General features: G+C 73.6%; 17 protein-coding genes. 9 read left to right on the forward strand and 8 right to left on the reverse strand.

The window, feature by feature from the left end:
- The first annotated feature begins 618 nt into the window (after positions 1 to 618).
- The 5 genes from B207_RS0115145 (at position 619) to B207_RS0115170 (ending at position 6,312) form a co-directional block, all read left to right on the forward strand.
- Positions 619 to 900 (forward strand): hypothetical protein, encoded by a 282-nt coding sequence (locus B207_RS0115145; protein WP_018637393.1) that lies wholly within the window; start codon positions 619 to 621, stop codon positions 898 to 900.
- Positions 897 to 2,222, forward strand: coding sequence for a glycosyltransferase family 2 protein (locus B207_RS0115150; RefSeq protein WP_018637394.1), 1,326 nt, complete (start codon positions 897 to 899; stop codon positions 2,220 to 2,222). Before B207_RS0115145 ends, B207_RS0115150 begins: the two co-directional genes overlap by 4 nt.
- 179 nt (positions 2,223 to 2,401) lie before the next feature.
- Positions 2,402 to 3,076 carry a family 16 glycoside hydrolase gene (locus tag B207_RS34025; RefSeq protein ID WP_230205031.1) on the forward strand — a complete coding sequence of 225 codons (675 nt, stop codon included), beginning with the start codon at positions 2,402 to 2,404 and terminating at the stop codon, positions 3,074 to 3,076.
- Positions 3,077 to 3,148: 72 nt separating this feature from the next.
- A complete protein-coding gene (wecB, locus tag B207_RS0115160) occupies positions 3,149 to 4,429 on the forward strand; it encodes a non-hydrolyzing UDP-N-acetylglucosamine 2-epimerase (RefSeq protein ID WP_018637396.1) in 1,281 nt (426 codons plus the stop codon).
- A 428-nt stretch (positions 4,430 to 4,857) separates the two neighbouring features.
- Entirely contained in the window at positions 4,858 to 6,312 is a 1,455-nt protein-coding gene (locus B207_RS0115170; protein ID WP_018637398.1) for a DUF2334 domain-containing protein, read from the forward strand.
- Between the two features lie 89 nt (positions 6,313 to 6,401).
- Here B207_RS0115170 and B207_RS0115175 read toward each other — a convergent pair whose 3' ends face one another.
- The 3 genes from B207_RS0115175 to rlmB all read right to left on the reverse strand — a co-directional run bounded on the left by B207_RS0115175 (position 6,402) and on the right by rlmB (position 10,035).
- Positions 6,402 to 7,091 (reverse strand): RlpA-like double-psi beta-barrel domain-containing protein, encoded by a 690-nt coding sequence (locus tag B207_RS0115175; RefSeq protein WP_018637399.1) that lies wholly within the window; start codon positions 7,089 to 7,091, stop codon positions 6,402 to 6,404.
- Between the two features lie 235 nt (positions 7,092 to 7,326).
- Complete coding sequence (locus tag B207_RS0115180) at positions 7,327 to 8,769, reverse strand: sensor domain-containing phosphodiesterase (protein WP_230205032.1); 1,443 nt, start codon at positions 8,767 to 8,769, stop codon at positions 7,327 to 7,329.
- 180 nt (positions 8,770 to 8,949) lie between these two features.
- Entirely contained in the window at positions 8,950 to 10,035 is a 1,086-nt protein-coding gene (gene rlmB / locus B207_RS0115185) for a 23S rRNA (guanosine(2251)-2'-O)-methyltransferase RlmB (RefSeq protein ID WP_018637401.1), read from the reverse strand.
- A 380-nt stretch (positions 10,036 to 10,415) separates the two neighbouring features.
- On the opposite strand from rlmB, the gene B207_RS34030 reads away from it, so the two are divergent.
- The 4 genes from B207_RS34030 (at position 10,416) to B207_RS0115205 (ending at position 15,312) form a co-directional block, all read left to right on the forward strand.
- A complete protein-coding gene (locus tag B207_RS34030) occupies positions 10,416 to 11,663 on the forward strand; it encodes a protein kinase domain-containing protein (protein WP_018637402.1) in 1,248 nt (415 codons plus the stop codon).
- A 220-nt stretch (positions 11,664 to 11,883) separates the two neighbouring features.
- Complete coding sequence (locus B207_RS0115195) at positions 11,884 to 13,452, forward strand: PP2C family serine/threonine-protein phosphatase (RefSeq protein WP_018637403.1); 1,569 nt, start codon at positions 11,884 to 11,886, stop codon at positions 13,450 to 13,452.
- 92 nt (positions 13,453 to 13,544) lie between these two features.
- Positions 13,545 to 13,718 carry a hypothetical protein gene (locus tag B207_RS42330; RefSeq protein WP_195905297.1) on the forward strand — a complete coding sequence of 58 codons (174 nt, stop codon included), beginning with the start codon at positions 13,545 to 13,547 and terminating at the stop codon, positions 13,716 to 13,718.
- A 4-nt stretch (positions 13,719 to 13,722) separates the two neighbouring features.
- Positions 13,723 to 15,312 (forward strand): FHA domain-containing protein, encoded by a 1,590-nt coding sequence (locus B207_RS0115205; protein WP_018637405.1) that lies wholly within the window; start codon positions 13,723 to 13,725, stop codon positions 15,310 to 15,312.
- Between the two features lie 127 nt (positions 15,313 to 15,439).
- Here the strand turns inward: B207_RS0115205 and cysS are convergent, their stop codons facing one another.
- The 5 genes from cysS to B207_RS0115230 form a co-directional block, all read right to left on the reverse strand.
- A complete protein-coding gene (gene cysS / locus B207_RS0115210; RefSeq protein WP_018637406.1) occupies positions 15,440 to 16,963 on the reverse strand; it encodes a cysteine--tRNA ligase in 1,524 nt (507 codons plus the stop codon).
- A 143-nt stretch (positions 16,964 to 17,106) separates the two neighbouring features.
- Positions 17,107 to 17,499 carry a PPOX class F420-dependent oxidoreductase gene (locus tag B207_RS0115215; protein ID WP_018637407.1) on the reverse strand — a complete coding sequence of 131 codons (393 nt, stop codon included), beginning with the start codon at positions 17,497 to 17,499 and terminating at the stop codon, positions 17,107 to 17,109.
- Between the two features lie 152 nt (positions 17,500 to 17,651).
- Entirely contained in the window at positions 17,652 to 18,134 is a 483-nt protein-coding gene (gene ispF, locus B207_RS0115220) for a 2-C-methyl-D-erythritol 2,4-cyclodiphosphate synthase (protein WP_018637408.1), read from the reverse strand.
- The gene (ispD, locus tag B207_RS0115225; protein WP_026311081.1) at positions 18,131 to 18,820 is read right to left on the reverse strand and encodes a 2-C-methyl-D-erythritol 4-phosphate cytidylyltransferase; all 690 of its coding nucleotides are present in this window, start codon (positions 18,818 to 18,820) and stop codon (positions 18,131 to 18,133) included. Before ispD ends, ispF begins: the two co-directional genes overlap by 4 nt.
- Before the next feature lie 206 nt (positions 18,821 to 19,026).
- Positions 19,027 to 19,509 carry a CarD family transcriptional regulator gene (locus tag B207_RS0115230; protein ID WP_006545253.1) on the reverse strand — a complete coding sequence of 161 codons (483 nt, stop codon included), beginning with the start codon at positions 19,507 to 19,509 and terminating at the stop codon, positions 19,027 to 19,029.
- Positions 19,510 to 20,407: the final 898 nt, after the last annotated feature.

Below are 20,407 nucleotides of genomic sequence, written 5' to 3' on the forward strand. Positions count from 1 at the left end.
CCGTATCGTGTTCCGAGCTCGCCGCAGCCACTGCCGAGCACTGGCCCACATGGGCAACCACTGTCCCGGAAGGCATCCGGGGAATGCGCTCGCGGCGGCGTGCGGCAACCGGCCGCCGTCCCCGTCACCACGGCCGGAACCGCAGCGGCAGCCATAAAACGGCCCAGGCGTTGACCGAATCCAGGCGTCCAGACTGGTTCTGACCGCCTGCCGGTCGGGTGTCACCGCCGAGCTTCCGTTCCCGTGAGGACGGCGGCCGGCGCCGTCACCGCGTGATTCTGCCCGCGCTTCCACAAAGACGTCGACGTTCGAGCGACACCACTCCCGCATAACATCGCGCCTTCGAATCTCCCGCCGATTCAAAGGTGTCGTCCCGGCATACCTTTCCGGGCACGGAACAGGCCGCGCCGCGCCGTTCGACACACGAGCACAGACCTGTGTTCCGCATCCGTCGTTCCGCCGCGGTGTCGTTCCGTCGTTCCCGACGCCACATCACCCGGCTCCGGCCGACGAACCACCGGTGCGCTGGCGCGCCGACGCCGCCCCCGCCAGCTCCGCGAGCCGGCGGGGGCCCCGCGTGCGCTCGGTCCCTCGCACCTGATCTCGCACGGAGGACTCATGTACGTCCCGCTGCCCGCTGCCGAAACGTTCACCCCTGCGGGGCTCGGCCCGACCGAACCGCTCCACGCTCCCGGGGCCCAGGCGGTCGCCCCAGCCACTCGCGAGGCATCGCCCGACCACGCGACCGTCCTGCTCGACCTGGTCTCCGGCCTGCTGACCGACGTGGTGGGTGTCGCGTTCCTGCTGTACCTGTCGACCGGGCTGCTCGGCATCCTGGTCGCCCTCGTGCTGCGGGCCGGCCGCCGGCCGTCCCGGCCCGGTCCCGGCCCGGCCGCGTGAACCTGCTCGACGCCGACGGCGGTGACGCCCGGCTCCTCGCCGCGATCATGATCGCTTTCGGAATGCTCTACCTGCTCATGATGCTGGTGCTCTCCCGCGTCCACCGGGCCCGGACCGGGCCTCCTCCGACTGGCATCTTCTTCGTCTTCGTGATGCCCTGCCTCAACGAGGAGGCGGTCATCGAGGCGAGCCTGCGCCGTCTCCTGCTCTCCCCCGACCCGAACCGCCGGGTGCTTGTCGTGGACGACGGCTCCGACGACCGGACGTCCCAGCTGGTGCTCGACGTGGCCGACGATCGGGTGTGGCTGCTGCGCCGCGACCTGCCGGACGCCCGGAAGGGCAAGGGCGCCGCGCTCAACGCCGCGATCGCCCACCTGGCGACCCGCGACGAGGTCGCCTTCCGCGACCCGGACAACGTGATCATCGCTGTGGTCGACGCGGACGGACGGCTTGACCCGCACACGGTGGACGCCGTCGCGCCCTACTTCGCCGACTCCCGCACCGCGGGGGTGCAGACCGGCGTGCGCATCAACAACCGCGGCGGCAGTCTGCTCGCCCGGCTCCAGGACATGGAGTTCGTGATCTACACGGACGTGTTCCAGCGCGGCCGGGGCGAGCTGGACAACGTCGGCCTCGGCGGCAACGGCCAGTTCGTCCGGCTCTCCGCGCTGCGCTCGCTCGGCAGTGGCGGGCCGTGGTCGCACAGCCTCACGGAGGACCTGGACCTCGGCGTCCGCCTGCTCCTCGCCGGCTGGCGCAACCAGTTCTGCCCGCAGGCGGACGTCCACCAGCAGGGAGTCGTCCGCCTCGGTCGGCTGCTGCGGCAACGGTCCCGCTGGTTCCAGGGCCACCTGCAGTCGTGGACGCTGCTGCCCCGGGTGCTGCGGCAGGCGCGGGCCCGGGCGCTGCCGGACATGCTGTTCCACCTGTCGAGCCCGCTGCTGATCCTGCTGGCCTCGATGCTGACAGCGGCGTTCGCGCTGAGCACCGTGGCCGTGCTGACGCGCTGGCTGGCGGGTGGGGTGGCGCCGGATCCGCGCTACTTCCTCGGTGCCTACGTGATGGCCGCCTGCCCGGCGCTGATCTGCGGGCTGATCTACCGCTCGCGGGAGCCGCTCGTCGGCCTCGGCATGCTGCGACTCGCCGGCTACGCCCATCTCTATCTGCTCTACTCGCTGGTCTGGTTCGTGGCCGGCTGGTGGGCGCTGGCCCGGGTGGTGGGACGCCGGACAAGCTGGCACAAGACCGCCCGCACCCCGGAACCGGCACGCTCCGAGCCCAGGGCGCCGGTACCCGCCATCCACGACAGCTCCGGCCGATGAGGGCCGCGACGCGGGCCGCCGCCGGACGCCAGAACGACGGGCCCCAGGCTGCCGGACGACGGGCCGCCCGACACCAGACCGCCCGACACCAGACCGCCCGACACCAGGCCGCCGGTCGAAGGCCGCCGCGACGACAGCCGAACGGGCGACCCCGCCGCGGCGCCCATCCGGTGCCGGTGGTGGTCCTGCTTCTGCTGGGCGCCGTCGCGGCGCTGACCGCGGTGTGGGCGGTGGTCCAGCTGGGCTCCGACGGCCGTCCCACCCGCTGGCGCGACGGGACCGCCCACGGCCCCTGGCAGGCGATCTTCGACGGCTACGGGCGCACCACCGGGCACACCGTCGGCGGCGATCTCGTCATCACGCTGGCCCCGCAGGTCGCCGAGGGACCCGAACACACCCACGCCGGCCTCGTCATCAGCTCCGAGGAGTACCGCGACGTGCGCTTCACGGCGCAGGTCCGCACCGTCCGCCAGCTCCGCCCGGGTTCTCCGTCCCCCTGGGAGGTCGGGTGGGTCCTGTGGAACTACACCGACTCGGCGCACTTCTACGCCTTCGCGCTGAAGCCCAACGGGTGGGAGCTCAGCAAGCAGGACCCGGCCTATCCCGGCGGCCAGCGGTTCCTGGCGAGTGGGCCCACACCGCGGGCCCAGCTCGGCAGCTGGCACACCGTCGACGTGGTCCACGCGGGGAATGCGCTGGCGGTCTCGGTGGACGGCGTCCCGACGGTGCGGACCCAGGACGCCGAGCGCCCCTACCACTCCGGAGCGGTCGGCCTGTACTGCGAGGACGCGGTCGTGGAGTTCCGCCGGGCCGGGGCCCGCAGCCTGCGACCGACCGACCGGCCGGCCTCCTGACCCACCTGCCCACCTGCCCACCTGCCTGCCTGCCTGCCACATCCGACACGCGATCAACGATGGGAGGACGACGTGACCAACAGCTTCACCGGTCACACGGTGCTGCTTGTGTACGGCACGAGACCCGAGGCGATCAAGATGGCGCCGGTGGTCCACGAGCTGCGCCGGGGCCGGTCGCTGCGACCGGTCCTGGCCGTCACGGGCCAGCACCGAAGCATGCTCGACCAGGTCAACAGTCTGTTCGGGCTGGTGCCTGACTACGACCTGGAAATCCTGCAGCACCGCCAGTCCCTGTCCGGGGTGACCACGCGTGCCCTTGCCGGCCTCGAGGCGGTGATGGCCGAGGTGCGGCCGGACGCGGTCGTCGTCCAGGGTGACACGACCACGGCGTTCACCGGCGCGCTGGCGGCCTTCTACCAGAACGTGCCCGTCGTCCATCTGGAAGCCGGGCTGCGCACCGACGACCCGTCCTCACCCTTCCCCGAGGAGATCAACCGCCGGCTCACCGCACAGCTGGCGGACCTGCACCTCGCCCCGACCCCGTCGGCCCGCGCCAACCTGCTGGCCGAAGGCGTCCGGGCGGACTCGATCCTCGTCACCGGGAACACGGTGATCGATGCCCTGCTGCAGGTGACCGCGGCGCCACCGCCCGACGACCGGCTGCTCGCCGACGTCCGGCAGCGCATCGGCGACAGCGGGCGGCCGGTCGTCCTGGTCACGGCGCACCGGCGCGAGTCCTGGGGCGAGCCGCTCGCGCGGGTCGGCGCGGCGCTGGCCCGGCTCGCGACCGAACGGCCCGAACTGTTGATCGTGCTGCCCGTCCACCGCAACCCCGCCGTGCGGGAGGCCGTGCTGCCACCACTCGCCGGACTGCCCGGCATCATCGTCGCCGACCCGGTCGACTACGCCGCGTTCGCGCACCTCATGGCCATGGCGACGGTCGTCCTGACCGACAGCGGAGGAGTCCAGGAGGAGGCGCCGAGCCTCGGCAAGCCCGTGCTGGTGCTGCGGGACAACACCGAGCGCCCCGAAGGCGTGCGGGCCGGCACCGCCCGGCTCGTCGGCACCGACCCGGGCCAGATCGTGTCGGCGGTGGGGAACCTGGTGGACGACCCGGCGGCATACGCGGCGATGGCCGGGGCCGTCAATCCCTACGGGGACGGGCAGGCTGCCCGCCGTGCGGTGGCGGCGATCGAGCACCGGCTGCTCGGCGCTCCCGTTCCGGACCCCTTCGTCCCGCATCTCCCGCTCCCGCCCGCGCGCCCGATCACCATCCCGCGCCAGCCGGCGGTTCCGGACCGCGAGCGCACCAGCACCGTGGTCGCGGCAGACCGAGAGGAAACCGGCGGATGACCTACCCCGGGAGACCCCGACACCATCTCCTCGGCCGCGCCCGAAGCGTCGGCAGCCGCCGGGTTGCCGCAGGCCGTCAGACCGTCGGCCGGAGCCGGAGCCGGAGCCGGAGCTCGAGCCGGCGGCCGGTGACGCTCGCGGCGGCCGGGCTGCTCGCGGTCGCCATGAGCGCCGGCGCCACCACCGCCTCTGCCACGGCCACCGCTCCCGGGGCCGCTCCCGGGGCCGGGGCCGGGACGGCGCGGTCATCGGTGCAGACTCCGCTTCACGCCCGGGCGGCTACCCCCCAGGTCCATCACGCTGACGCCCGGACCGACCTGCTTCCGGCACCGCCGGCGCCGCCGCGGACACCGCCGCCGCGGCGCGCGCCACGGCCGGCACCGCCCGGTAGGGGGACGGACCCGCCGCCCGCCGCGGCAGCGGCCGGTGTGGGGACGCTGATCCTCTACGACACGACCGGCGCGTGGGGCTGGCTCGGCGAGCAGTACGCCATGCAGGCGGCGAACCTCGCGTCGCGGTTCGGCACCTGGCAGGCCCGGCCCGTCAGCACCTACACCGCCGGCCAGCTGGCCGGCTACGCGGCTGTGATCTACATCGGGTCCACCTATGACGAACAGGTGCCGACAGCCTTCCTGACGGACGTCCTGGCGGGCACCCGCCCGGTGGTCTGGATGTACAACAACATCTGGCAGCTCACGGCCCAGTCGCCGACGTTCCCGGCGACCTATGGCTGGAACTGGTCGGGCTTCGACACCTCCGCCGTCGGCGCCGTTCGCTACAGGGGGACGGACCTCACCCGGTACACCGGCAACGCCGCAGGGATCATGAACTACGCGGCGGTGGACACCACCCGGGCGACCGTGCTGGCGGAGGCTGTCCGCGGCGACGGGACGAGATTCCCCTGGGCGCTGCGGGCAGGGAACCTGACCTACGTCGGTGAGATCCCGTTCGCCTACGCCGACATGACCGACCGCTACCTCGCCGTGGCGGACGTTCTCTTCGACGTGCTGGCGCCGCAGACACCGACCAGGCACCGGGCCCTGGTACGCCTCGAGGACGTCGGGCCGGATGCCGACCCGGCCGAGCTGCGCGCCATCGCCGACTACCTCTCCTCGGCGCGGGTCCCGTTCTCGGTCGCGGTCTACCCGCGGTACGTCGACGCGAACGGCACCTACAACAACGGCGTCGCACAGGACTACAGTCTCGCCGCACGGCCGGACGTCGTCTCCGCACTGCGCTACATGACCCAGCGCGGCGGAACGCTGATCATGCACGGTTGGACGCACCAGTTCTCGAACGCGGCCAATCCCTACTCCGGGGCGAGCGCGGACGACTTCGAGTTCTTCCGGGCCCATGTCGACGCGCAGGACAACGTCGTGTACGACGGGCCGGTCCCCGGTGACAGCCAGGCCTGGGCCACCAGCCGGATGAACGGCGCCGCGGCCGCTTTCACCGCGGCCGGGCTGGCTGTGCCGACCGTTTTCGAGTTCCCGCACTACGCCGCTTCCGCACCCGACTACGCGGCGGCCCGGGCGAAGTTCCCGCGCCGGTATGACCGTGGGCTGTACTTCCGCAACCAGCTGGCCGGCGGGACCGTCGACCACACGAAGTACGGAGGTCAGTTCTTCCCCTACCCGGTCACCGACGTCCACGGGTCGTTCGTGATTCCGGAGAACATCGGGAATGTGGAGCCGGCGGCGTTTAACAACCACCCGGCGCGGCTGCCCGCGGATCTGATCGACGCGGCACGGCGCAATCTCGTCGTCCGGGACGGGTACGCCAGCATGTTCTACCACCCGTATCTTGGCGTCGACTACCTGCGGCAGACCGTCGAGGGTGTCAGGGCGCTCGGGTACTCCTTCATCGCCGCCTCGGCGGTCTGAGCGCAGGGACCCGCCGGCGGGGAGGGCGTGGGAACCGGAGTTCCCGTGCCCTCCCCGCCCGCCCCCGCCCTCACACCGGCCGATGCGAGTCAGGCCGGGGGCTGCCGGTCAGCGCCCGCCCGCCCGGTGGCCGTGACCGTGACGCGCGCGTCGACACCGGTCAGGTAGAGCGGACTGGTCTCGGTGAAACCGGGGCCGTCCTCCTCCCCGATGTAGAGATCGAGCCGACGCTCGCCCCCGAACCCCGGGGTGAACTCGTCGCGCACCTCCCAGGTCGTGCGCCGCAGCGCCTCGCAGGCGGCCGGGTCGATCGCGGACCCGTCCTCCTCATGGCCGCAGTCGTCGATCACGAAGGCCGTCCCGGCGGGAAGGGTCGACGGATCCGCCGCGGCGCTGCGGAAGGGAACCAGGGCCCGGCCGGCGGTGTCGCTGGGAATGTGGTCGAGCCAGAAACCGGTGTCGAAGGACCAGTTGAGCATCGACCCCGATCGCGGCCCACTGGTGATACGCCCCGTCCCCTCATCGCGTACCGCGTCGACGAAACCGGCGGGAAAGGCCCCGAGAAGCTCGTCACCGAAGGCGCAGTCACGCTGCGGGCAGCCGCGCACCGTCGTCAACGGCGTATTCGTGTGAAAACCTTCCACCGCGGTGTAGTAGACGGTGAGATGCCAGCCTTCACCCGTTCCGCCCGTAACCTGGCCGCCAGCAGGCTCCGTGCAGGAGACGGTGCCCACAGCCGATGTCAGCAGCACCGCCCCGGCCAGGATCCGCCGGCGCAATCCCCGCGGGAATCTCACAGACGACGCCCGGATGTTTTCCGCAGTTTTCACAGCCACCACTCTGCGGGCACCCCCCGGACGCCGGCAATGCTCCGGTTCAACCGGGTCACCACAACGCCAGGAAGGCCACAGCCGCCGACTTCGGCCCCATCATCCCGCGATGGGACGGGAATCAGATACCAGAAGCGACGAAGTGCCGGGATGAAACGCGGCCGATCCTGCCGGTGCGGGCCGATCAGACCATTGCGGCAGATTTCGGCGGGCCCTGTGCCAGCGGGAGGCACCGGCAGTGCGCGGGCAGCGGCAGCGGGCCCGGCGGACCCAGGAAGTCGCCCTGGCCCTGGTCCACACCGGCCGTGGTCAGCACCCGCATCGCGCCGGTCGTCTCGATACCGGCAGCGACCAGGGTCGCCCCGATCTGCCGGGAGAAGTGCACCAGTGCCTCGACCAGCGCACGGCGGGCCGTGTCCGCGCCGACCTCGGCGGAGAGCCAGCGGTCCATCTTCACGACGTCCGGCAGGATCTGCACGAGCCGGCGCAGGCTGGCATAGGCCACGCCCACATTGTCGACCGCGACGCGGACGCCCAGATCCCGCAGCTCCTGCAGCCGGCCGAGCGTGCCGGGCAGGTCGTGGATGCCCTCCCGCTCGGTGATCTCGACGACCACCTGGTCGGCGGCCGGCCCGCTGAGCAGCTCGGTGAGACGTCCGGAGGCGATGGTCGCCGGTGCGGCGTTGACCGCGACGGACAGGCCACGCGGGAACCGGGGCAGCACCGCGAGCGCCGCCCGGATCGCCGCGAGCTCGAGATCGATGCCCATGCCGACCGACGTCGCGTAGGCGAACCACCGCTGGGGGGCCAGGCCGCCGTACTCCGGCCGGCGAGCCCCGTTCCCGGTCCCGATCTCGGCCCCGGCCCCGCTCCCGGCCCCGATCTCGGCCCCGGCCCCGGCCCCACCACCGTCACCCTCCTGGCCGCCCGGCGGCGGGAAGGAGGGGAAGCGCGCCAGTGCCTCCGCCCCGACGATCCCGTGGGTCGGCAGATCGAACACCGGTTGGAAGACCATCTCCGGACCACCGCGGTCGATGATCCTCCCGATCACCGACCGGAGGTGGTCGTCGTCCGCGCCGCTTCGGTGCAGTGCCGACACCGTCTCGGTCAGGGCCTCGGCCAGCAGCCGCAGGAAGTGACCGTCCCTGTCGCTCAGCTCCGGGTCCGGGTCGGTGCCCAGCGCGCACAGCATGCCGTAGAGGTCACCGGAGTCCAGATAGACCGGCGCTCCGACGTAGGAGCCGATCCCCAGCTCCCGGGTGACTGCCAGGCCGGCGGTGCGGCTGTCGGCCCGCGCGTCGGGAATCACCGCCGGCAGCCGCCCGTCCAGCACCCGGGCACAGTACGTGTGCTCCTGGTCGACCTGACGCCCGACCAGGCTCTCGACCAGGGCGCCGTCGCCGGCGACCAGGTCGATGACCTGGTTCTGCCCGCTGAAGCGGGACAGCCAGGCGACGTCGGTGCGCAGGTGGCGGCGGGCCAGATCGAGCACCCGCGCCATCTCGTCGGTGTGCTCCCGCGCCGCCCGGCCCCGGTCGCGCCCGCCGTGCCGGTCGCTGTCCGCACCGCCAGGATTCGCCTGCCCGCGCACGGCCTCCCGTCTGCCGTTGGCCACACGCTCACTCACGGGTGCACCTCCCGCTCCCCGGCCGCCGGCGCCGACCGGCGGTCCTGCCCCGTCGGTGGCGCTTCGTGCCGTCGCTGCTCCCCTGGCCGCTCCTCTGTTCATGGTGCGCCGGCCCGCGTGCCTGCGCAGCTCCGCCGGCCCGCAGGCCTCCGCGGCTCCGCGGAGCCCGGCCGGGGGAGCTCAGCCGGCCGTGAGGGCCTGCCGGCGACGGCGGGCGATCTCCGCCAGTGCGACGCCGGCCGCGACACCGGCGTTCAGCGACTCCGTGGCTCCCGCCATCGGAATCCGGACCCTGAGGTCACAGCATTCACCGACCAGCCGGGAGAGCCCGCGGCCCTCCGACCCGACAACGACGACCAGCGGGTCGGTGGCGACCTCCAGGTCGTCGAGGCTGACCTCGCCGTCCGCCGCCAGACCCGCGACGAACAGGCCCGCTTCGGCGTACGACCGCAGCGTGCGGGTCAGATTCACGGCGCGCGCGACCGGCAGCCGCGCCGCCGCGCCCGCGGACGTCTTCCAGGCCGCCGCGGTCATGCCGGCGGCGCGCCGCTCCGGCACCACCACCCCGGTCGCGCCGAAGGCGGCTGCCGAGCGGACGACCGCCCCGAGGTTGCGCGGGTCGGTGACGCCGTCGAGTGCGACGACGAGGCCGGGCTGCGCGCCGCGGGTGGCCGCGGCCAACAGGTCGTCCGGGTGGGCATAGCTGTACGGCGGGACCGTCAGCGCCAGCCCCTGGTGCGGGGCGTTCGGGCAGAGCCGGTCGAGCTCGATCCGCCCGATGTCGACGACGCTCAGCCCGGCCCGGCCGGCGAGACGGCGGGCGTCGGCGACCCGCTCGTCGAAGTCGAGACCGCCGGCGATCAGCAGCGTGGTCGCCGGCACGCCGGCACGCAGCGCCTCGACCACAGCGTTGCGGCCGACCACGTACTCGTCGGACTCGCCGCCGCGCCGTGCGGCGTACGCCGCCGAGCCGCCAGCCGGGCCCGCCGCCCCCGCGCCGGCGCCGCCGCCGGCGGCACGCTCCGCCCCGGGACGCCCACGCGCCCCCCGGGTGGCCGCGTTCGCCGCCGCGGCTGCCCGGCGCTGGGCCGGATGGCCCGGCCGCATCTGCGCCGGCGGTGTCGCGCCCTTGCCCTCCAGCGCCTTGCGGCGCTGCCCGCCGCTGCCGAGCGCCGCGCCCTTACGGTGGGAGCCCGCCTTCCCGGCCCGGCCCCCCTGCCCACCGCGGGCGATGCCGCCACCGCCCCGGCCCTGGCCACCGGCCATCACAGACCACCTCGTCACTCACGCGTCGGGCCGTCGACCCGTCTGCGAGCCAACGATCATCAGACCGCACCCGGGTGCCGGCGCAGGCCGGCGGGGTGTTGTCGTCCATCAACGGTATCCGCCGACATCACGCCACGCGGCGGACACCGTCACCGGCGCCCCTCGGCACCTCCACGCCCCGCCGGGCGCCGGAACCACGGCCCCGATCGGCCCAGACGGGCCCAGGCCGGCCCGCGGCCGCGCCGACCGGCCGCGCCGACCGGCCGCGCCGACCGGCCGCGACTGACCCGGTCGGGGCACCAGTTGGCCAGGACGTACGCCGGAGCGGCGCCTTGCTACCTATCCTCAGGGTGATGCGCGGACCGACATCTGGAGGGCAGGTGGCAGGCTTCTCCGGAGCGGGAGCGACGGATTCCGACCCGTCCGGCGCTCGCCCTCCCACCCGGTCCCACACCCATGCCCGCGCCACCGCTGCCGGCGCCTGGCGACGGGCACACCCCGCCGTCTCCTGCCCGGTCTGCGCCAGCCCACTGGGCCGCGCCGCCGGCCGCGGCGCCGGCCGGGCCGGCGCCGGTGGGCACCTGCGGGAGAGCGGCTTCTGCCCGCGCTGCCGGACGCCCTACTCCTTCGCACCGCCGCTGCGCGCCGGGGACGTCGCCGGCGGCTACGAGATCGTCGACTGCCTGGGCGCCGGAGGCCCGGGGCCAGGCGGCTGGGTCTTCCTCGCCGTCGCGCCCGGCGGCCCGGTGGGCGCCGGGCGGCGGGTGGTACTCAAGAGCCTGCGGCGAGCGGGGGCACGCCCGGCCCCGCTGAGCACGCGGTTCTCCCGACGCCCGCTGCCGGATCCCCCACTGCGGCATCCGGCGATCGTGGAGACCCTCGGCGAGGTGCGGCACGGCAACATCGTCTACACGGTGATGGACTTCGTGCCCGGCCCGTCGCTGGCGGAGCTGCTGCGGTCCAGGCGGCTCACCCGCGGCGCGGCGGGCGCACCGCTGCCTGTCCCGGACGGGATCGCCGGCGCCCTGCGGCTGCTCTCCGCCCTGCGGTACGTGCACGAACGCGGCTACGTCCACGGCGACCTCGCGCCGGGCAACGTGGTCTGGAACGGCGACCAGGTGACGCTGATCGATCTCCAGTCGGTGCGCCAGCTCGGCCGGCGCTGCGGGGCCTTCCACGTCACGGCTGGATTCGACGCCCCCGAGCTCGCCATGAGGCCCCCGTCGGTGGGTTCTGACCTCTACGCTCTCGGCAGGCTCTTGGCAACCGCGGTGCTCGATTTTCCACACCGTGCGTCAACATATCGCTACGCTCTTCCGGCGGAGGAGGTCCACCAGGTGCTGGCCCGGAACGAATCCCTGCACCGGTTCCTCCTTCGTGCCACCGCGACCGATCCCGCGCGGAGGTTCGGCACCGCCGGTGACATGACCGCGGCGCTCGCCGCGGTGGCGGCGAACGCTGCGCCGCAGCGCCCCGCCGACGCCGAGCCTCGCCCGGCCGGAGCCCAGCAGAGGCCGCTGACCAGGCAAAAGGCCTGGGGGGCAGCGGAGGTTCCGGAGCACGCGCGGGCGGCGGGCGTACTGCAGGGGAGAACTTCCGGCATTCCACGCAGGACGGGCGGACGTTGACACCGAGGCAGACACCGAGATCACCGGCGTCGACGCACCTGGCGGACCATGCCACTATTCATCTCGGCGTCCTTGGATCTGAGCAGGTCGACGTGATATATCCGGTCCCCACAGGACGGGCAGGAGGCACTTACCACATGGCTCCGCGCCAGACGGCTCCGCGCATACCGCCCAGACTCGCTGTCACTGGCGGGCCGCTGCCGCGGCCGGTGGCCTGACTGTGGACCTCAACCCCCGCCCGGGGCAGAGCTATCCCGGGCACGGCTACCCGCCGGAGAGCCCGGGTGCCCCCCGCCCCGGTGACGGCTACCCCGACGAGTCGGGCCAGCAGGGCCGGTACCAGGGTGGCGATCTGCCGCCGGAGGGCTACCCGACGGAGGAGTTCCGTCCGGAGCACCGCGGGGAGGCCTACGCCGCGGGCCACTTCCAGGACGCGCCCTATTCCGGGAACGGCTACCCCGAGAACAGCTACGGCGAGGGCGGCTACCCGGAGAACGCCGGCTACCCGGAGAGCGGCTATCCGGGCGGCGCGGCCTATCCCGGTGCCGGCTACCAGGCAGAATCGGGCACCTATCGGGACAGCGAGTACCGGGATGGTTACACGGAGCGCGGTTACGAGGCTGGGACCTACCCGCCCGGCGGTTATTCGGACGGTGACTACTCCGGCGGCGGATTCACCGACGACGGGTACAGCCCCGACTCCGATCCCGCCACGATGCTCCTGGGCCACCGCGCCTCGCCGGTGAGCGAGTCCGCTGCCGGTGAGGAGGTCGTCCGCTGCCCGGTGTGCGCGGCGCCCAACTACAGCGACGCGCGGTACTGCGAGGCGTGCGGCTTCGCCTTCACCGGCGCGCCGGTGGGTGGCGGCGACGCGGACCACCGCGAGATCGACCTGGGCCCGCTGGCCGGGGTGTGCGACCGCGGGGTCCGGCACACGACGAACGAGGACTCGATGGGCGTGGCGATCGTCCACGGAACGCTCATCGCCGTGGTCTGTGACGGCGTCTCGACGACCCCGGGTTCCGGCGAGGCGTCCGCGGCAGCCACCTCGACCGCGACGGCGATCCTCGCGGACGCGGTGCGCGCCCACGGGCCCGGCGAGACCGTCCCGTACGAGGAGCGCACCGAAAGCTCCGCGAACGATGTTCTGGACGTCCTGGAGGAGTACACCGAGTACGACGAGCCGCGTACCGCGCCGCGCCGGATCTCCGGAGGTTTCGGCCCGGACGAGGCCGACGCCGCCCTGCACGCCGCGGTCGAGGCTGCCCAGGCCACCATCGCCCAGCTCAGCGCGGCCGAGGGCCGGATGGCTCCGTCCTGCACCATCGCCGCGGCGATCATCACCCCACCCTCGGTGGACGGCCCGGGCATGGTCACCGTCGGCTGGGTCGGCGACAGCCGGGTCTACCTGCTCGGTCCGCGCTGGTGCGAGCGGCTGACCGCGGACGACACCTGGGCGGCCGAGGCGGCCCGCGCCGGGCTGATCCCCGCCTCGGAGGCCGAGACGCACCGGCGTGCCCACACCCTGACCCGCTGGCTGGGTGGCGACGCCGAGGACGTCACCCCGCATACGGCCGCCTTCCCGATCGAGACGCCGGCCACGGTGCTCGTCTGCAGCGACGGGCTGTGGAACTACTCCTCCCGGCCGGACGTGCTCGCCGCGCTGGTGAACCAGCTCGACCCCGGCGCCGCCGCGCTGGACGTCGCCCGCCACCTCACCGACTTCGCGATCGACCAGGGCGGCCATGACAACATCACCGTGGTCGCGGCCAGGGTGACCAGTCAGTGACCTTCCACGGCCGGCCGGAAACGGCCCGGGGCGGGGATGCCCGGCCGTCGACCGCGGCGACACGGCTGCCAGACCGGTGATCCGGCCAGGCGATTCGGGAGGCCCTCACCTGGGGCAACGACGCAACCCACCGCCTCCTACAGGAGGCGGTTCACATCGACATTCCAACAACGGGTACGGTTCGTCTGAAGAAATACGTCGAGAAGATGGACGAGATGGTCCGCGACTCGTCGATGTCGGCCAGGACCGTTCGGGTGAACAGGTGATCAGGTGAGCGCACGCTGCCCGGAGGGGCACCTGTCCCACGATCCTGACTACTGCGATCAGTGCGGGCTACGGATCGTGGGCGGTCAGGATCGTTATGGTTTCCGCCAGGACGATGGCGGCCGTGATCCCGCGTACCCGGCGGGCGCACCCGCCGGCCGGGCGGCGGACCCGTACGCGCGACGGGCACCGGAGCGGGACCCGTCGGTTCCGCCGGGTCCCGACGGCGCCCAGGGCGGCTACGACCCGCTCGGGATCCGGCGCGCGCCGGCCGACGCCCCCGGGGTGGCGGACCCGCCCCGCGGCGCGGGCCGCGGCGGTGACCCGTACGGCGGCTACGGCCGCGAGGGCTACGCCGAGGAACCGCGCTCCGCTCGCGGTGGCTACCCGGCGGACCCGTACGCCCGCGAGGGCTACGGGCGGCCGGAGGAGCGCGGGCGTCCCGACGCCCGCGGTGAGCGGCACGACCCGTACGGGCGTGAGCCCGACGAGCGCGGCGCCGGCTTCGGCGGCCGTGACGACCGGACACCACCCGGGTACGGCCGCGAGAGCCGGGACGGGCGGGACGGGCGGGGCGGCTACCCCGTCGGGCGCGCCGAGCCCGACGGCGGGTTTCCCCGCGGCCGTGACGACCGCGGCGGCTACGGCGGGCCTGAGGGCCGGCCCGACGGCCGCGGCGGGTACGGCGCGGGCGAGCCGGCCCGGGTTGCCCCGGACGCCGACCCCCGGCGCGGCTACCGCGACGGCGGGTCGTTCGGTGCACCGCCCGGCGGCGGCTACGGCGCCGACCCACTGGGCGCGGCGGGCGCCGGCTCCACGCCGGTGCCGGCGGGGCCTGCCGGGCCGGGTGTCCGGGACCGTGCTGCCGACCGCTACGCGCCCTGCCCCAACTGCCGGTCGCTGAACGACCCGTCCGCACGCTTCTGCGAGAACTGCGGGCTCGACTTCAGCACCGGCCAGCTGCCCGCCCCGGCGGGCGCCGCCGGGCTCGACGACGCGGGTGTCACCTCGCGGCAGCCCGGGCCGCGGCGCGGCCAGGAGGCCCGCCACGCCACCGATCCGAGGATGGCCGACCCACGCCTCGGTGACCCCCGGCTGGCCGACCCGCGACTGGCCGACCCGCGGATCGGCGAGCAGCGCCGCGACGACCCCAGGATGGGCGACCCGCGCGCGGGGAGCCGGGGCCACGACTGGGACGCGCCGCAGGCCGGCACCTGGGAGGCTGTCGTCGAGGCCGAGCGGGAGTACTACGACAGCGGCGACGACCACCGCGTCCCGTTCCCGGCCTTCTACCCGCGCCGAGTCTTCGCGCTGACCGAGTCGCAGATGCTCATCGGGCGGCGCAGCGAGTCCCGGGGCATCAACCCGGAGATCGACCTGTCGGGCGCGCCGGAGGACCCGGGGATCTCCCGGGCCCACGCGACGCTGGAGCGGATGCCCGACGGAACGTACGCCGTCCGGGACCCGGGGTCGACCAACGGAACCCGGCTGAACGACGAGCCCGACCCGATCGAGCCCGGCCGCCCGATCCCGCTGCGCGACGGCGATCGCGTCTATGTCGGCGCCTGGACGAGGATCACCGTCCGCGCGCAGTGAGAACCGCCGTCCAGGCTGTGGCCTGAAGCCTCGGCACGGCCCCGGCCCGCGCCGCTGTCACCAGCGGGCGCGGGCCGGGGCCGTTTCCGGGCGGGGGCCGTGTTTCCGGGCCGGGGCCGGGGCCGTTTCAGGCGAGGTGCCAGCGCTGGCCTTCGGGCGCGTCCTCGATGACGACGCCGGCGGCGGCGAGCCGCGAGCGGATCGAGTCCGCCTCGGAGTAGTCCCGCCGGGCCCTCGCCGCCGAACGCAGATCGAGCAGGACGTCCATGACGCCGTCGAGCGCCGGGCGCAGCTCGGCGCCGGCTGTCGGCCACTGCTCCACCGGGTCGAGCCCGAGCACGGTGAGCATCCGGCGGGTGACGTCGACCCAGCCGGCCAGTTCCCGGCTGTGCGTCTTGGAAAGCACCTGGTTGCCGCGGCCGACCACGCCGAACAGCGCCGCCAGCGCACGGCCGACCGAGAGATCGTCGTCCAGCGCCGCCGCGAACTCGGCCCAGGCCTGACGGGGCGTCAGGTCATCGCCTGCGGGCGCGGCCGCAGCCGCCAGCCTCCCGGGCGGCAGGCCCCGCTGCGCCGGCCCCGCGGGACCGCCTCCCGGATCCGTGCCGTCGCGGTCGGTCTCCGCGGCGAGCGCGGCGGCCTCGTCCGGCCCGCCCAGGATGTCGAGGGCGTTGCGGACGAACGTCTCCACCCGGTCGTGCGCCGCGCCGGACTCGTCGAGCGTCTGCGCGCTGTACTCCAGCGAGGAGCGGTAGTGCGCCGAGAGAAGGTGGTAGCGCAGCACCTGCGGGCGGACCGCGGCGAGCGCGTCCGTCACGAAGAACGAGTTGCCCAGCGACTTGGACATCTTGGTGCCGCCGGTGGTCAGCAGACCCACGTGCAGCCAGTAGTTGGCCATCTCGGCGGTGTCTGGACCACCAGCCGAGCAGACGGTCTGGGCACGCTCGTTCTCGTGGTGTGGGAAGACCAGATCGAGCCCACCGCCGTGGATGTCGAAGACGTCACCGAGGTACTTGCCCGCCATCGCCGAGCACTCCAGGTGCCAGCCGGGACGGCCAGGCCCCCAGGGCGACGACCAGGAGGGCTCACCGGGCCGCGCCGCCTTCCACAGGGCGAAGTCCCGGGGATCGGACTTGCCCGGCTCGGCCTCCGGAGACGGGTGCATCGACGCGGGCCGCTGGTGGGACAGGGCACCGTAGTCCGCGTAGGAGCCGACCCGGAACCACACCGAGCCCGCGCCCGGGTAGGCCAGCCCCCGCTCCACCAGGACCGAGACCATCTCCAGCATCTCCGGGATGTGCCCGGTGGCACGCGGGGAGATCGTCGGTGGCAGGACGCCGACAGCCCGGTAGGCCTCGTCGAACGCCCTGGTCTGCCGGGTGGCGAGCTCCCAGACGGTGGTGCCCGCGAGGTCCGCGTTGACGATGATCTTGTCGTCGATGTCGGTGACGTTCTGCACGAAGGTCACCGCGAGCCCGCCCTGCGTCATCCACCGCCGCAGCAGGTCGAACGCCAGCGCGGTGCGGATATGGCCCACATGCGGCGGTGACTGGACGGTGGGCCCACACACGTACACGCCCACATGACCGGGGCGCAGCGGCACGAACGGCCGCACGCGCCGGGTGCGCGTGTCATAGAGGCGAAGACCCATCTGTCAAGGGTACGGCCCCCGGCGGTCACCACGCCGAAGGGAGGTACTGGAATGGGGTCGCGCCGGGGTGACAGGGCGCCGCATCGCGGAACCGACCCCCCTACGACGGGAGCCGCGGGCGGTGCCAGCCCGTGGTGAGAAGGTCAGCCCGTGGTGAGGACGCGCTCCGCGATGACGCGGATCACCAGCCTGACCTCGTCCGGCCCGTCCCAGCCGTACGGAGAGCCGGTGTACTTCGTGGACAGCAGGTCGATGAGCTCCTTGCCGCCCTCCTCGGAGAGCGAGGCCACACCGCGGATCTCGACGTAGGCGTACGGGTCGCGCTGGTCGAGAAACATCAGGCCGACCCGAGGGTCCCGGGCGATGTCCCGCTCCTTGGCCCGGCCGCGCACCGTCGACAACAACAGGTCGTCACCGTCCCGCGCGATCCAGAGCACGGTGAGGCGCGGCGCGCCGTCCGGACGGATCGTCGCCAGCGTCACGTAGGTCGGAGCATCCGCGAGTGCCCTGACCGCCTCCGGGAGCCGCGCCGCCATCACACTCCTCCGAGACTCGCTCACCGGGCACACCTTCTCACTCCCCCAGCATCAAACTACGTCCGATGCCAGTCAGGCATGCCAACAATCCGGCAACCGCGCCTGCCACCCGGGAGCGCGAACGCCGCCGGCCGAGGCCGGCGGGAGTGGACTCAGAGGCGAGCGACCAGGGCCGTCGCCACCGCGGCCAGCCCCTCACCCCGCCCGGTCAGGCCGAGGCCGTCCGTGGTCGTCGCGGACAGGTTGACCGGGGCGCCCAGAGCCGACGACATCGCCTCCTGCGCCTCGAGCCGCCTGGCGGCCATCCGGGGGCGGTTGCCCACCACCTGGACAGCGACGTTGCCGATCAGCCAGCCGCCCTCCGCGAGCAGCCGGGCCGTCTCGCCCAGCAGTGCGGCGCCGGAGGCACCGGACCACTCCGGGCGGCCCGTGCCGAACACCGCGCCGAGGTCGCCGATGCCGGCGGCGGTGAGCAGCGCGTCGCAGGCCGCGTGTGCGGCCACGTCACCGTCGGAGTGCCCGGCCAGGCCGGTCTCGCCCGGCCACTGCAGGCAGGCGACCCAGCAGTCGCGCCCTGTCTCGAAGGGGTGGACGTCCACCCCTGTGCCCACACGGGGCAGCCGCGGCGCGGTCATCGCTGGCCGTCCCGGGCCAGCGAGTCGGCCAGCAGCGCCTCCGCGAGGACCAGATCGACCGGCCGGGTCACCTTGAACGCCTCCTCCGCGCCGGGAATCGTCGTCACCGGCACCCCGAGCGCCTCGACGAGGCCCGCGTCGTCGGTGACGGGCAGGTCGCGGTTCGCGTAGGCGGTGCGCAGAATGTCCCGCCGGAAGCCCTGCGGGGTCTGCACCGCGCGCAGCATGTCCCGGCGCGGGGTCCGCACCACCCGGCCGTCCGCGTCGATCTCCTTGACGGTGTCGGTCACGGGCAACACGGGGATCACCGCCGGATGACCGGCGAGCACCGCCGTCGCGACCGCGTCCACCAGCGTGGCCGGCGTGAGCGGCCGGGCCGCGTCATGTACGAGGACGACCCCGATGTCATCGTCCAGGGCGTCCAGCGCGGTACGCACCGAATCCACCCGCTCCCCGCCGCCCGGCACCACGCACACGCCGGGGCCGAGGATCTGCCCGACGACATCCACCAGCGTGGGTGGCGCCGCGACAACGACCTGGGTGACGTGCGTGGACGCCAGAAGGGTCTCCACCGCCCGCAGCAGCATCGGACGGCCGGCGAGCGGCCGCAGTGCCTTGGGCGTGCCGCCACCGAGGCGCTCGCCCCGGCCGGCTGCCGGCACGACCGCCCCCACTCGGGTGCTCACCACCTACGGCCTCCGCGGCGTCCGCCTGTCGCGACCCGGTTGATCCGGGCAGGCGAGAGGCCCCCTTTCGGGGGCGCTCCCACAGGTACGGAAATCTGCCGCAACCACGATTCGGTCGGGAACATCAAGCCTTCCGCTGACGTCGAGCGGCGTGTGCAAAGCCGCCCTGGTGTTGCCGACCGTGCAGGTCCGAGGTGGCGCCGGTATCAGCCGGCGAGGACCTCGTCGAGCATCGCTTCGGCCTTGTCCTCATTGGTTCCCTCAGCGAGCGCGAGTTCACTGACAAGAATCTGCCGCGCCTTGCTGAGCATGCGCTTCTCACCTGCGGAAAGACCGCGCTCGCGATCACGCCGCCAGAGATCGCGAACCACCTCGGCGACCTTGTTCACGTCGCCGGAGGCGAGCTTCTCCAGGTTGGCCTTGTAACGCCGTGACCAGTTGGTCGGCTCCTCCGTGTGCGGGGCGCGCAGCACCTCGAACACACGCTCCAGGCCGTCCTGGCCGACAACGTCACGCACGCCCACCATGCCGACGTTGTCGGCTGGAACACGGACAGTGAGATCGCCCTGAGCGACCTTCAGCACGAGATAAAGTTTCTCTTCACCCTTGATGACGCGCGTTTCAATCGCATCAATCAGAGCAGCACCATGATGCGGGTAAACAACGGTCTCGCCGACTTGGAACGCCATGTGTCACGTGCCCCTTCCGCCTCTACCAGCGTAACACGCACGCATCGCCGCAGGTCAGACGCGCACTCCCGGCCGGCGGGGGAAGAGCGCCGCCGTCGTGTTCCGGCCACCCTCCGGGACGGACGGCTGCTGCATGCGACCGGGTCGGTGCGCAGGCCGACCGGATCCGTGCAGGTCGGGGCCTATCAAGAGGCGGATCGACCCGGCTGGCGAAACAGATGGCGATGCGGCGGAAGTTGTCCGGTTGTTGGTATCAAGGGCGTCGCGACACTACCGCTCCGGCCACGCGTCCCCCCGCCGACCCGCCGGATGTCCCCCCGGCACCGGCCGCGCCGGCCGGGCGTGTCGCACCGCCGCCCCCAAAGGTCTGGCACCCCACCCGTTGGTTCCGGGCACGGTCCGGCCCCGTCCGACAGGTGCACCGGCGCCCCGCGCGGACGCCGGCGGACCGCCCGGCCGCCCGCCGATGATCATCGGCCCGAGGTGGCCAACGGCCCGCGATCCCCGTGTACTGCGGCCTTTTCCGGCCGGACCGGCGGGGACCAGGCGGCCTCCCCCGCGCGTGCCAGGCCCGGGCGGGCCCCCCTTTCCGCGGCTCCACCTTGGCCGGAGCGGACGGGTCCCGAGCGGCGGCGCACACCGTGGACATCCGCGTCCTGTTGCGCGAGCCAGGGCCGAAACGCCATGCTCTCGATCGCTCGCCCCCGACCCCCGCCGGCACCCTTCCGCCCGCTCCACCTGCCGGCCGGCTCCAGGGGGGCCTGGTCAGACCGGCACCGGCGGCCGCCACCGGCCCGGGCCCGGCCCGGCCGGACGGCGGCGTTCCTGCCGCGGCGCCCCGCCCGGGCCCGCGGACGGTTTCGTCTGGGCCGTTCGGGCGGCGCCGAGCCGTCCGAAC

Source organism: Parafrankia elaeagni (assembly GCF_000374165.1).
GTDB classification, from domain to species: Bacteria; Actinomycetota; Actinomycetes; order Frankiales; family Frankiaceae; genus Parafrankia; species Parafrankia elaeagni.

Coding starts and splice junctions, on each gene's coding strand:
- B207_RS0115145 (WP_018637393.1), top strand. CDS start 619: ATGTACGTCCCGCTGCCCGCTGCCGAAACGTTCACCCCTGCGGGGCTC.
- rlmB (WP_018637401.1), bottom strand. CDS start 10,035: ATGGCCGGTGGCCAGGGCCGGGGCGGTGGCGGCATCGCCCGCGGTGGG.
- cysS (WP_018637406.1), bottom strand. CDS start 16,963: ATGGGTCTTCGCCTCTATGACACGCGCACCCGGCGCGTGCGGCCGTTC.
- B207_RS0115215 (WP_018637407.1), bottom strand. CDS start 17,499: ATGGCGGCGCGGCTCCCGGAGGCGGTCAGGGCACTCGCGGATGCTCCG.
- ispF (WP_018637408.1), bottom strand. CDS start 18,134: ATGACCGCGCCGCGGCTGCCCCGTGTGGGCACAGGGGTGGACGTCCAC.
- B207_RS0115230 (WP_006545253.1), bottom strand. CDS start 19,509: ATGGCGTTCCAAGTCGGCGAGACCGTTGTTTACCCGCATCATGGTGCT.